This window comes from Gillisia sp. Hel1_33_143 (assembly GCF_900104765.1).
In the GTDB taxonomy this organism is placed as follows: Bacteria; Bacteroidota; Bacteroidia; order Flavobacteriales; family Flavobacteriaceae; genus Gillisia.
This window is the reverse complement of record NZ_LT629737.1, coordinates 432,183-444,861: the sequence shown is the minus strand read 5'-3', so window position 1 is coordinate 444,861 and position 12,679 is coordinate 432,183. Positions and strand designations below refer to the sequence as shown.

General features: G+C 37.0%; 9 protein-coding genes. 8 read left to right on the top strand and 1 reads right to left on the bottom strand.

The window, feature by feature from the left end; all coding sequences use genetic code 11:
- Window positions 1-63 precede the first annotated feature (63 nt).
- On the bottom strand, window positions 64-456 hold the full coding sequence (locus BLT84_RS02020) for an SPOR domain-containing protein (protein ID WP_091262524.1): 393 nt from the start codon (window positions 454-456) through the stop codon (window positions 64-66).
- A 225-nt stretch (window positions 457-681) separates the two neighbouring features.
- Between BLT84_RS02020 and BLT84_RS02015 the strand changes: the two genes are divergently transcribed.
- The 8 genes from BLT84_RS02015 to BLT84_RS01980 are packed head-to-tail and all read left to right on the top strand — an operon-like array spanning window position 682 to window position 12,660.
- Window positions 682-2,025, top strand: a complete 1,344-nt coding sequence (locus BLT84_RS02015) for a c-type cytochrome (protein ID WP_091262522.1) — start codon at window positions 682-684, stop codon at window positions 2,023-2,025.
- A gap of 59 nt (window positions 2,026-2,084) precedes the next feature.
- Complete coding sequence (locus tag BLT84_RS02010; RefSeq protein ID WP_091262520.1) at window positions 2,085-5,162, top strand: TAT-variant-translocated molybdopterin oxidoreductase; 3,078 nt, start codon at window positions 2,085-2,087, stop codon at window positions 5,160-5,162.
- A 45-nt stretch (window positions 5,163-5,207) separates the two neighbouring features.
- Window positions 5,208-7,019: an NrfD/PsrC family molybdoenzyme membrane anchor subunit gene (nrfD, locus tag BLT84_RS02005; RefSeq protein WP_091262518.1), complete on the top strand. Its 1,812-nt coding sequence runs from the start codon at window positions 5,208-5,210 to the stop codon at window positions 7,017-7,019.
- A 1-nt stretch (window position 7,020) separates the two neighbouring features.
- Window positions 7,021-7,542, top strand: a complete 522-nt coding sequence (locus BLT84_RS02000; RefSeq protein ID WP_034888486.1) for a DUF3341 domain-containing protein — start codon at window positions 7,021-7,023, stop codon at window positions 7,540-7,542.
- Window positions 7,543-7,554: 12 nt separating this feature from the next.
- Complete coding sequence (locus tag BLT84_RS01995; RefSeq protein WP_091262517.1) at window positions 7,555-8,244, top strand: c-type cytochrome; 690 nt, start codon at window positions 7,555-7,557, stop codon at window positions 8,242-8,244.
- Window positions 8,245-8,270: 26 nt separating this feature from the next.
- Window positions 8,271-9,647 carry a quinol:cytochrome C oxidoreductase gene (locus BLT84_RS01990; protein ID WP_091262514.1) on the top strand — a complete coding sequence of 459 codons (1,377 nt, stop codon included), beginning with the start codon at window positions 8,271-8,273 and terminating at the stop codon, window positions 9,645-9,647.
- A 30-nt stretch (window positions 9,648-9,677) separates the two neighbouring features.
- On the top strand, window positions 9,678-10,820 hold the full coding sequence (locus tag BLT84_RS01985) for a cytochrome c oxidase subunit II (protein WP_091262512.1): 1,143 nt from the start codon (window positions 9,678-9,680) through the stop codon (window positions 10,818-10,820).
- 19 nt (window positions 10,821-10,839) lie between these two features.
- Window positions 10,840-12,660 (top strand): cbb3-type cytochrome c oxidase subunit I, encoded by a 1,821-nt coding sequence (locus BLT84_RS01980; protein ID WP_034888495.1) that lies wholly within the window; start codon window positions 10,840-10,842, stop codon window positions 12,658-12,660.
- Window positions 12,661-12,679: the final 19 nt, after the last annotated feature.

The window sequence follows — 12,679 nt, the reverse complement described above, 5'->3', positions numbered from 1 at the left end:
TTTTAAATAATAAAAAAGGCTGTACAATTTGTACAGCCTTTTTTTATGAATTAATGCGAAGTATTAACCTCTTCTAGGTTTTGGTATGAATGCAGCTGGGTAATCTGCCTTTATCTTCATTAGAGCTCTGTCTGCCTCTAATCTATTTCTAAAGTTCCCAATCCACACTTTATAATTAGGGGTCTCATAGATCACTTGTGAAGGCCATGTATCGTATTTTGCACGAAAGTCTTTAAGCGTTTCACTGGCGGTGTTATTATCTCCATAATATAACTGGATCTTATAGCGCTCACCTAATTTACCATCTTTAGTCATTTCGGTTTTAAGATCTAATAATTTTGGTAAAAGATCACTCTGCTCAATGTTAGTCTGTCCAGACTGTGCAAAAGTATTTATTTGCAATCCTAAAGCAAAAATGCTAAATAAAATGCAGTGTTTTAATGTTAATTTCTTCATATAGTTGCTATTTGATGTAAAAGTAAAATTTAATAACTAATTGTTGGTCGGTTTTATTATTTAGAACTAATATAAATTATCGATTAACAATCCTGTAACATTTATAAAATGGACTTTAAGTGTTACTTTTGTGCCTGAATTTTTAGGGTGCTATTTGTATATATTTGTGTTTAAAATAGTTACAAATTATCGTGCCAAACATAAGACGTTAATTCAACTTACAGTATGAAAAAGGTGAAATTCCGCCATTCAACCTCGTGGCTGCTTCTATTATCGCTAGTATTGTTGCTATCATTTAGCTCGTACTCATTTGCACAAGATCAGCCTGCTGATCCCGCAACTGAGCAAGCTGCTGAAGGAGCTGCAGATTCTGGATCTGATTTAGGTGATCCTGCCGCAGGTAAATCATTGTTCAACACATTATGTGCTGCTTGTCACAAACCATATTCGAAGGCTATTGGGCCAGCGCTAAATGGAATTACAGACAGACAAAGTCGCGAGTGGATCGAGACTTGGGTGCGTAATTCAGCTGCTATGATCGCTTCAGGTGATGCAGATGCAGTTGCAATCTATGAAGAGTATAACAAAACCAACATGCCTGCATTTCCGCAATTGTCTTCAGATGATATTGGAAATATATTGGCTTACGTAGAACAACCAAAGCCAACGGCTCCTACAGCAGCTGCTGGAGCTTCTGCGGAAGGTGATCAATCTGCAAATGTTGGAGGTGTTTCTAATAATATTATTCTGGCAGTGCTTGCATTTGTCTTGCTAATGTTGTTAGTGATCTTGTTTCTTGTAAATAAGACCCTGAGAAAATTTGCAGTAGCTTCTGGTGTGCAATTGCCAGTTGCTGAAAAAAGAACTCCAATTTGGAAGGCTTTTGCTGAAAATCAATTCTTGGTACTGGTTTCTGCTATCGTAGTATTATTGGCTAGTGGATATTTTGTTTACGGTTTCTTAATGCAAGTTGGAATAGATCAAGGATACGAACCAATTCAGCCTATACACTATTCTCACAGAATTCATGCTGGAGACAACCAGATTGAGTGTAAGTATTGTCATTCATCTGCTAGAACTTCTAAGCATTCTGGTATTCCTTCATTGAATGTTTGTATGAACTGTCATAAGTCTATTGCTGAAGTTGCTCCAGAAACAGCTACAGAAGATTATTCAAAAGAGTTTTATGATAAGGAAATCTCTAAGCTTTACGATGCTGTTGGTTGGGATCCGGCCACACAATCATATTCTGGAGAAACAAAGCCTGTAAAGTGGGTTAGAATTCATAACCTTCCAGATTTTGTTTACTTTAACCACTCTCAACACGTAACTGTTGCAGGGATAGAGTGTCAGAAATGTCACGGGCCTATTCAGGAGATGGAAGTGGTTTCTCAATATGCTCCATTAACAATGGGGTGGTGTATCAATTGCCACAGAGAAACTAAGGTTAGAATGGAAGGAAATGAATATTATGAAAAAGTTCATGAAGAGCTTTCTAAGAAATATGGTGTAGAAGAACTTACGATCGCTCAAATGGGTGGATTGGAATGTGGTAAGTGTCACTACTAATAAGAAAAAGTTTCCTGATATTTCAGGGTTATAATTACGAAGTTAATATTTAGATATATATGTCATCAAACAAGAAATACTGGAAAAGTGTTGAGGAGCTAAAAGAAAATAGCTCTATTGTTGAGACGCTCCAACAAAAAGAATTTGCAGAAGAAATTCCAACAGATGAATTTTTAGGGGATAAAGAATCCTTAAGTAATTCTTCTACTACAAGACGTGATTTCTTGAAATATGTTGGGTTTAGTACAGCTGCAGCTTCTTTAGCTGCTTGCGAAGGGCCGGTTATTAAATCTATCCCTTATGTAGTACAACCGGAGCGAATTGTGCCTGGAATTGCAAATTATTATGCATCAACAATTGCTGATGGATTTGATTTTGCAAGTGTATTGGTTAAGACCAGAGAAGGTAGACCAATTAAGATTGAGAATAATACGCTGTCAACAGTTAAAGCTGGAGCTGGAGCAAGAGTTAATGCTTCTGTGCTTTCTTTATATGATAGTAAGCGTGTGAAAAGGCCTATGATAGATGGTCAGAATGTTTCATGGGAAGACTTTGATAGTAAGGTTTCTAAAGGTTTAGAAAATGTTACCGGAGAAGTAGTTCTGTTGACGCAAACATTTGCTAGTCCATCTACCTCAAAGGTCATTGAAGAGTTTTCTGGGAAATTCGGAAATTCAAGACACGTAGTTTATGATACTATATCAGAAGATGCAGTTTTAGATGCATTCGAAGCTAAATACGGACAAAGAGCGTTGCCTAATTACGATTTTTCTAAAGCTGAAATGATCGTATCTATTGGTGCAGATATTCTTGGAGATTGGCAAGGTGGAGGTTATGATGTTGGATATGCTAAAAGTCGTGTTCCTAAGAACGGGAAGATGTCAAGACATATTCAATTCGAATCTAACTTAACTAACTCTGGAGCTAAAGCAGATAAGAGATTACCTGTAAAGCCTTCTGAACAAAAAGCGGTTCTTTCTGCTTTGTATAGTTATATTGTAGGTGGTTCTTCAAGCAGTAAGTTATCTTCTAAAGTGGATGATGCAGTTGTGAAGGCTGCTAGTCAATTGCGTAAATCTGGAAGTGGAGCTGTAGTTGTATCTGGAATTCCAGATGTAGATGCTCAAACATTAGTACTTAGTATTAATGAAGCTCTTGGAAGTAAAGTAATGGATAGTGCTAACCCAAGAATGATCCGTCAGGGTAATAACAAAGCGGTTCAGCAATTGGTAGCAGATATGAACTCTGGCAAAATTGGTGCTTTATTGGTAGCTGGTGTAAACCCTGCTTATAGCTTGCCAAATGCAGTTGAGTTTGTAGAAGGAATGAAAAAAGTAGATTTCACCTTGGCTTTCTCAATGAAAGAAGATGAAACTGCAAAACTATGTAAATATTTAGCTGCAACTCCACATTACCTTGAGGCTTGGGGAGATGTTCAGTTTACAAAAGAAGAATTCGCGTTGGTACAGCCAACAATTCGCCCTCTTTTTGATACAAGACAAGTTCAGGATTCTTTATTGAAATGGTCAGGAAATGATACTTCTTATTATAATTATTTAAAAGAAACCTGGTCTTCTATATCTTGGAATGACGCTTTGCATGATGGTGTGTTTAAGGCAACAAGCCCTGTAACAATTGGAGCAGATGCTGCAGTTGCAGGATCAGCTGCTACTTCATCTTCTGTAGATGCTAACGCCTCTGCCGGTAGATTAGCTAATGGAGAACATTCTAAGGGGACTATGGAGCTTGTTCTATATACTAAAGTTTCTTTAGGGGATGGTCAGCAAGCTAACAACCCATGGTTGCAAGAAATGCCAGACCCTATTACAAGAACTACTTGGGATAACTACTTAACAGTTTCTAGAGTAGATGCAGAAGAGTTAGGTCTTGAAAATACTACGGTTTCAGACGGTGCCTTAAATGGTAGCTATGTAAATCTTAAAGTTGGTAACAAGGTTGTTAAAAATGTACCTGTTATCATTCAGCCTGGTCAGGCTCGTGGAGCTGTTGGACTTGCTTTAGGTTATGGTAAGAAAGAAGGAATGCAAGATGAAATGAAGGTTGGTGTAAATGCCTTCCCTCTTTATCAAGATTTCAAATCTTTCCAGAATGTAACTATAGAGAAAGCTGGAGGAATGCACGAATTTGCATGTGTGCAATTGCAGAACACATTAGCAGGTCGTGATGATATTATTAAAGAAACTACACTTCACGAATTTAATACGGAAGAAAAAGAGCATTGGAATAAAATGCCAGAGGTGAGCTATAATCACGAAGAGGTTCCTACCGATTCTGATAAAGCTGATATCTGGACATCTTTTGACAGAACTTTAGGACATCACTTTAATCTTTCTATAGATTTAAATGCTTGTACCGGTTGTGGTGCTTGTGTTATTGCTTGTCATTCTGAAAATAACGTTCCTGTAGTAGGTAAAGAAGAAGTAAGAAAGTTTAGAGATATGCACTGGTTGCGTATCGATAGATATTACTCTGCTGAAGATACCTTTAAAGAAGAACAAGAAGCTTTAGAAAACCTTGCAGCATTTGATACTTATTCTGCAGTAGAGACAGCTTCAGATGAAAATCCGGAAGTTGCATTCCAACCTGTAATGTGTCAGCACTGTAATCACGCTCCATGTGAAACAGTATGTCCGGTTGCCGCAACATCTCACGGTCGTCAAGGTCAGAACCAAATGATTTATAACCGTTGTGTAGGTACAAGATATTGTGCTAACAACTGTCCTTATAAAGTGCGTCGTTTTAACTGGTTTAACTATGCTAAGAACGATGAGTTTGATTACCATATGAATAATGATCTTGGTAGAATGGTACTTAACCCAGATGTGGTGGTTCGTTCTAGAGGGGTTATGGAAAAATGTTCTATGTGTATTCAGAAAACACAAAAAACTATACTAGATGCTAAGAGAGATGGTAGAGAAGTTGAAGATGGTGAATTCCATACAGCTTGTTCTGCAGCTTGTGATAAAGGAGCTATGGTTTTTGGAGACATCAATAACAAAGAGTCAGAGATCATGAAGATGAAAAAAGATGAGAGAATGTATCATCTTTTAGAAAGCTTAGGAACTCAACCTAATGTGATGTATCAAGTGAAAGTTAAAAATACAAACGAGGTTTAGAAAATTTGTGTAAGAATCAATTATTAAGAATCAATTTTTAAGAGTATGTCGTCACATTACGAAGCACCTATAAGAGAGCCTTTAGTTATTGGAGATAAAACCTATCATGACATTAGTGTTGAGATAGCTGCTCCTGTATTAGGTAAGGCCAATAAATCTTGGTGGATAGTATTCTCGATTGCCTTAGTGGCATTTTTATGGGGGATAGGTTGTATTGTTTATACCGTTTCTACCGGAATCGGGGTTTGGGGATTGAACAAGACCATTGGATGGGCTTGGGATATTACCAACTTTGTTTGGTGGGTTGGTATTGGTCACGCCGGGACCTTAATATCGGCAGTATTGTTATTGTTCCGTCAAAAATGGAGAATGGCAGTTAACAGATCTGCAGAAGCAATGACAATCTTTGCGGTATTCCAGGCAGGTTTGTTCCCAATTATACACATGGGACGTCCATGGTTAGCTTATTGGGTATTACCTATACCTAACCAATTTGGGTCATTATGGGTTAACTTCAATTCGCCATTACTTTGGGATGTATTTGCAATATCTACTTACTTATCTGTATCACTAGTTTTCTGGTGGACAGGTTTGTTACCAGATTTTGCAATGATACGTGACAAGACTACTAGTCCTTTTCAAAAGAAAATGTATGGTATTCTTAGTTTTGGATGGAGTGGACGTGTAAAAGACTGGCAACGTTTTGAAGAAGTATCTTTGGTATTAGCAGGTTTAGCTACACCACTTGTACTTTCTGTACACACAATTGTATCTTTTGACTTTGCTACCTCAGTAGTTCCTGGGTGGCACTCAACAATTTTTCCTCCATACTTCGTGGCAGGAGCTATTTTCTCTGGATTCGCCATGGTGCAAACCTTGTTGATCATTATGAGAAAAGTATCTAATCTTGAAGATTACATTACCGTTCTTCATATTGAATATATGAACAAGGTGATACTTTTAACAGGAGGTATTGTGTCTGTAGCTTATATCACCGAGTATTTCATTGGATGGTATTCTGGTAGTAGTTATGAAAATTATACATATCTATCTTTTGGTGCTGCAACAGGGCCATACTGGTGGGCATTCTGGGCACTTATTACTTGTAACTTTATTGTGCCACTTACTTTATGGGTTAAGAGCTTAAGAAGAAATATTGTTTGGACCTTCTTTGTAGCCTTGATCATTAACATTGGAATGTGGTTTGAACGTTTTGATATTATCGTTATAGATTTAAGTAAAGGTAGAACTCCATCTTCTTGGGCAATGTTCTCCCCAACCTTTGTTGATATAGGAGTATTTATTGGAACCATTGGATTCTTCTTTGTATTGTTCCTGCTTTATGCACGTACGTTCCCAGTGATCGCACAAGCAGAAGTTAAAACAATCTTGAAATCTTCAGGTGAAATGTATAAGAGATTGCGTGCAGAACATGGTGATGATTTTAATCATGCACATGGTCATATTCACGTAGATAATGATCCTAGTGCAGGTGAACCAGCGGCTAATGAGCCAAATAGAGATCTTCTTAGTGGGGAGTCAAGAGATGGTGTAGATCAAAGTAGCCTTAATGCTCTGGTAGATACAGATATTAAGCGAGATAGGGTTGATGCTATGTTAGCTAGAATTGGAACTTTTGATCCTGCGGTACAAAGTCAGGATGATCTTCAAAAGCTTACAGACGTTGGACCTTTGATGGAGCAGAATTTACATCAATTAGGTATCTATACTTTTAACCAAATTAGTAATATGTCTCTTCAGGATTACGAAGTGCTAAATACAATTGTCGATTCATTTGGCGATAGAGCTAAACGTGATGATTGGGCAACTCAGGCAGCTAATTTAAAAAATAACTAATATGTCAGGGAAAGTCATACATGCTTTATATACAGACGATGACTTGCTTATGCAAGCCGTTAAGCAGACTAGAAAAGCTAATTATCATATAAATGATGTTTTTACTCCATTTCCCGTTCACGGATTGGATAAAGCTCTAGGTTTAGCGCCAACAAGGTTAGCGATATGTGCATTCTTATATGGTATTACCGGTTTAACGGTAGCTACTTTAATGATGAACTTTATCATGATTGAAGACTGGCCTCAAGACATTGGTGGAAAGCCAAGTTTCAGTTATATTCAAAACATGCCGGCATTTGTGCCTATCATGTTTGAATTAACCGTTTTCTTTGCGGCTCACTTAATGGTAATTACTTTTTATATGAGAAGTAAGATCTGGCCATTTAAAGTTGCAGAAAATCCAGACGTTAGAACAACAGATGATCATTTTCTTGTGGAAATTGATGCGGCAAATCACGATGTGGATAGCCTTACTAAGTTCTTATACGATACAGGCGCTTCAGAAATTAAATTAATTGAATAATAAATAAACAGAATGAAAAGTTTATTTCATAGATCTATAGTACTACTGCTTGTTGCGGTAACGGCAACGTCCTGCTTTAACAAAGAACGTCCAAACTATCAGTACTTCCCAGACATGTACGAGCCAGTTGGATATGAAGCTTATGGAGAGTATGATGTTTTTGAAGACCAACAAGAGGCTAAATCTCCTGTAGAAGGAACTATACCTCGTGGATGGACTCCTTATGAGTATGAAAACTCAAATGAAGGTAGTGCAAAGGCAAAAGCAGAACTAACAAATCCAATCCCTTATACAGAGGAGAATCTTGCTGCTGGGCAGCAATTATACACTGTTTACTGTGCAGTATGCCACGGTGATAAAGGTAATGGCAAAGGAATTTTGGTAGAACGTGAGAAGATCCTTGGGGTACCTTCTTATGATGATCAGGGTAGAGCAATTACAGAAGGTAGTGTATATCACGCTATGTATTATGGATTGAATGCTATGGGATCTTATGCATCTCAAACTACTATCAACGAGCGTTGGCAAATAGATCACTATGTAATGAAATTAAAAGGTGCACTTGAAGGTAAGCCTGAAAGAAGTTTTGATACACCAGAAAATGCTGCCAAAACAGAATTGATACCTGCAGTTAATGCAGAGCCATCAACTTCTATGGAGCAAGCATCTACTGCCGATCAAGCCAAAGAAAGTACGAACTAAAAGTAACTGTATTTAGATATATTCATATGTACACGATATCCAGTAAATTAAAAATAACCGCTATCATTTTTATGATCGTGGGTGCATTAGGCCTGGTATACGGGTTTTTAACCACACCTTCTAACGTTGAGGAATTAAAAGAAATGATGGCTTCAGAAGAGCATCATGGAGATTCTGAAACTCATGCAATGAATTCTGAAGAAGATCATCATGAAGCAATTAGTGAGCATGAAGTTGTGAATGAAGAACATGGTGCTGCGGCAGTTTCACATGAAGCTAATGCACACGAATCTGCATCTCATGATGATGCACATTATGAGCATGTATTACATCAATATCAAACCAAGCCTTGGTCTGCAACTTTTGTGAATGCATTCTTTTTCTTTATGATAGCATTAGGAGCATTGGTTTTTTATGCTATTCAATATGCTGCTTCTGCAGGGTGGTCTCCGGTTCTATTCAGAGTTATAGAAGGAATTACCGCATACTTGCTTCCGGGATCTATTATCGTATTTTTAATAGTTGTATTTGCTGGAACACACTTCTACCCATGGCAGAATGAAGAATTGGTTGCGCATGATCCTATACTTCAAGCAAAATCGGGATATTTAAATTTTCCATTCTTTCTAATTAGAGGAATTATCTATATTATAGGTTGGAACTTATATCGTCACTTCTCTAGAAAAAATTCATTAGCTCAAGAAACTGCGTTAGATCTAGCTCCTTATAAAAGGAACTTTAAATTAGCTGTTTTCTTTTTGATGTTCTTTATTGTAACAGAATCTACTATGGCTTGGGACTGGTTCATGTCTATGACGCCTCACTGGTATAGTACTTTGTTTGCATGGTACATTTTTGCTACTATGTTCGTATCTGCTATAACAGTTATAGCATTGGTAACTATAATGTTGAAGAAATTGAACTTAGTTCCTTTCATTAACGATAGTCATTTACATGATCTTGCAAAATTCATGTTTGCTTTTAGTGTATTCTGGACTTACTTATGGTTTAGTCAATTTATGCTAATATGGTATGCGAATATTCCTGAAGAAGTAACTTATTTTATTATTAGAATTCAAGAGTATAATCTATTGTTTTTTGGAATGCTAGTGCTTAATTTTGTATTCCCAATTTTAATATTAATAAATAGTGATTACAAACGTATTCCATGGTTCGTAATTATGGCAGGAGTTTTGTTATTAGCTGGTCACTATATTGATGTTTTCTTACTAGTTATGCCTTCTACGGTTGGTCCATACTGGTTCTTTGGAATTACTGAAATTGGAGGATTATTGTTCTTCCTTGGTCTGTTCATCTTGGTTGTAGGTGCTGGTCTTGGGAAAGTAGCGTTAAGACCAAAAGGTAACCCATTCATTGTAGAAAGTGAAAATTACCATTATTAACAATTAGTATTAAAAGTAGATATTATAAAAATGACTGTATTTTTAGTAATCATAGTATTAGCACTTTTTGCCGTAACCATGTGGCAAATATCCAAGATATTCCAGTTATCCAAAAGCAGTGATGTAGATTCATCACAGGTTGCCAATGATAAGGATAACAAAAGCCAGGCTTATATCATGGTTGGTTTTGTTGTGTTCTTTTATGCCTTGATGATCTGGTGTTTCTGGCATTACAGTAAATTCTATCTTCCGGAAGCTGCTTCAGAACATGGTGGAGCAGTAGATAACTTAATGTTCCTTTCAATAGGTATCATTATGTTCGTACAGGTTCTTACTCAAGCTTTATTGCATTTCTTCGCTATAAAGTATACAGGTAAGAAAGGGCAGAAGGCTTTGTTCTTTGCAGATAATGATAAGTTAGAATTCATCTGGACCATTATACCTGTAATTGTATTAGCCGGACTTATAATCTACGGGTTGTTCACCTGGTCTGATATTATGAACATTAATGAAGACGAAGATCCAATGGTTGTAGAGCTTTATGCATATCAATTTGCATGGAGAGCTAGATATTCTGGTGATGATAATACTTTAGGTAAAGCTAATGTTAGGTTTATTGAGGGTGTAAATCAATTAGGGGTAGATGAAAGCGATCCTTATGCTATGGATGACAAGGTTACAACAGAATTACACTTACCAGTTGGGAAGCCAGTAGTTTTTAAACTTAGATCTCAAGATGTTTTACACTCTGCTTATTTTCCTCACTTTAGAGCTCAAATGAACGTAGTTCCTGGAATGATCACTCAGTTTGGTTTTACTCCTTCTATCACTACGGAAGAGATGAGAGCATCTGAATATATGGTAGAAAAGGTTGATAACATTAACGAAATTAGAAAAGACAATTCTAAAAAGTTAATGGCTGAAGGTGAAGCTCCTTTAGATTCTTACGAATTTGATTACTATCTTTTATGTAATAAGATTTGTGGACAAGGTCACTATAATATGCAAATGAAGATTGTTGTTGAGTCTCAAGAAGATTATGATGCTTGGATAAAAGAACAGCAAACATTTAAGGATGCTATGGCACCACAAGATACTGAAGATTCTGTTGGAGATGCTCCAAAAGAGAACGTAGAAGTGGCATCAGCAGTAGAAGAAAAAGAAGAAAACTAAAAGTTAAAGATTTAAAGTTATGTCAGCAGCAGGACACGCAACGCTAGATCACGCACATGATGATCATGGGCATCATCATAAGCAAACCTTTATTACAAAGTACATTTTTAGTACAGACCATAAGATGATCTCTAAGCAATACCTTATAACAGGTTTGTTAATGGGTGTTATCGGTATATTAATGTCGATTCTTTTTAGAATGCAACTGGCATGGCCAGAGCAATCTTTCTGGATCTTTAAGGCACTTTTAGGAAAATGGGCACCAGATGGTGTTATGTCTCCGGAGATCTACTTAGCGCTTGTTACTATACATGGTACTATCATGGTATTTTTTGTATTAACCGCAGGTTTAAGTGGAACATTTAGTAACCTTTTAATACCACTTCAAATTGGTGCAAGAGATATGGCGTCAGGATTTCTGAACATGGTATCTTACTGGTTATTCTTTGTTTCTTGTGTAATTATGCTTAGTTCTCTTTTCGTGGAGGCAGGACCCGCTTCAGCAGGTTGGACCATTTATCCGCCGCTTAGTGCATTGCCACAGGCTATTGGAGGTTCTGGTCTTGGTATGACTCTTTGGTTAAGTGCTATGGCTGTATTTATTGCTTCCTCTTTATTAGGATCTTTAAACTATATAGTTACCGTTATCAATATGAGAACTATTGGAATGTCTATGACTAGACTTCCTCTTACAATTTGGGCATTCTTTGTAACAGCTATTATTGGGGTTGTTTCTTTCCCTGTATTATTATCTGCAGCATTGTTACTTATAATGGATAGAAGTTTTGGTACCTCGTTCTTCTTAAGTGATATTTTTATTCAAGGAGAAGTGTTGAGTCATCAAGGTGGTTCTCCAGTATTATTTGAGCACTTATTTTGGTTCTTAGGGCACCCTGAAGTTTATATCGTTATACTTCCGGCAATGGGGCTTGTATCAGAAATTATGGCAACCAACGCACGTAAACCAATATTTGGTTATAGAGCCATGGTAGCATCTATATTGGCAATTGCATTTCTATCTACAATTGTATGGGGACACCACATGTTCGTGTCTGGTATGAATCCTTTCTTAGGATCTGTTTTTACCTTTACAACTTTGTTAATTGCAATTCCATCTGCTGTAAAAGCTTTTAACTGGATCACAACTTTATGGAAGGGAAATCTGCAAATGAACCCTGCCATGTTATTTTCTATAGGTTTCGTTTCTACCTTCATTACTGGAGGTCTAACAGGAATTATTTTGGGAGATAGTACTTTAGATATCAACGTTCATGATACTTATTTCGTAATTGCTCACTTCCACCTTGTAATGGGGATATCTGCACTTTACGGTTTGTTAGCTGGTGTATACCACTGGTTTCCAAAAATGTTTGGTAGAATGATGAATAAGAACTTAGGATATATTCATTTCTGGGTAACTGCTGTTGGAGCGTATGGGGTATTCTTCCCAATGCACTTTATTGGAATGGCAGGTCTTCCAAGAAGATATTATACGAATACAGCATTTCCATACTTTGATGATTTGGCAGATGTAAATGTTATTATAACTGTTTTTGCTATTATAACTGCAATCGTTCAATTAGTATTCTTATATAATTTCTTTAGTTCTATGTTCTTCGGAAAGAAGGCTACTCAGAATCCTTGGAATGCAACCACATTAGAATGGACTACTCCGGTAGAGCATATTCACGGTAACTGGCCTGGAGCTATACCATCAGTATACAGATGGCCTTACGATTATTCTAAGGTCAACGAAGATGGAGAATATGTAATTGCTGGTCAGGATTTCGTCCCGCAGGACGTACCACTTCAAGAGAATGAAGAAGAGATGAATCATTAGAAAATTCTCTACTTATAAT

Bases quoted from the DNA above. Each gene is read 5' to 3' on its own strand.
- BLT84_RS02020 (WP_091262524.1), bottom strand. From the start codon at position 456: ATGAAGAAATTAACATTAAAACACTGCATTTTATTTAGCATTTTTGCT.
- BLT84_RS01980 (WP_034888495.1), top strand. From the start codon at position 10,840: ATGTCAGCAGCAGGACACGCAACGCTAGATCACGCACATGATGATCAT.
- BLT84_RS01985 (WP_091262512.1), top strand. From the start codon at position 9,678: ATGACTGTATTTTTAGTAATCATAGTATTAGCACTTTTTGCCGTAACC.
- BLT84_RS01995 (WP_091262517.1), top strand. From the start codon at position 7,555: ATGAAAAGTTTATTTCATAGATCTATAGTACTACTGCTTGTTGCGGTA.
- BLT84_RS01990 (WP_091262514.1), top strand. From the start codon at position 8,271: ATGTACACGATATCCAGTAAATTAAAAATAACCGCTATCATTTTTATG.
- BLT84_RS02000 (WP_034888486.1), top strand. From the start codon at position 7,021: ATGTCAGGGAAAGTCATACATGCTTTATATACAGACGATGACTTGCTT.
- BLT84_RS02010 (WP_091262520.1), top strand. From the start codon at position 2,085: ATGTCATCAAACAAGAAATACTGGAAAAGTGTTGAGGAGCTAAAAGAA.
- nrfD (WP_091262518.1), top strand. From the start codon at position 5,208: ATGTCGTCACATTACGAAGCACCTATAAGAGAGCCTTTAGTTATTGGA.
- BLT84_RS02015 (WP_091262522.1), top strand. From the start codon at position 682: ATGAAAAAGGTGAAATTCCGCCATTCAACCTCGTGGCTGCTTCTATTA.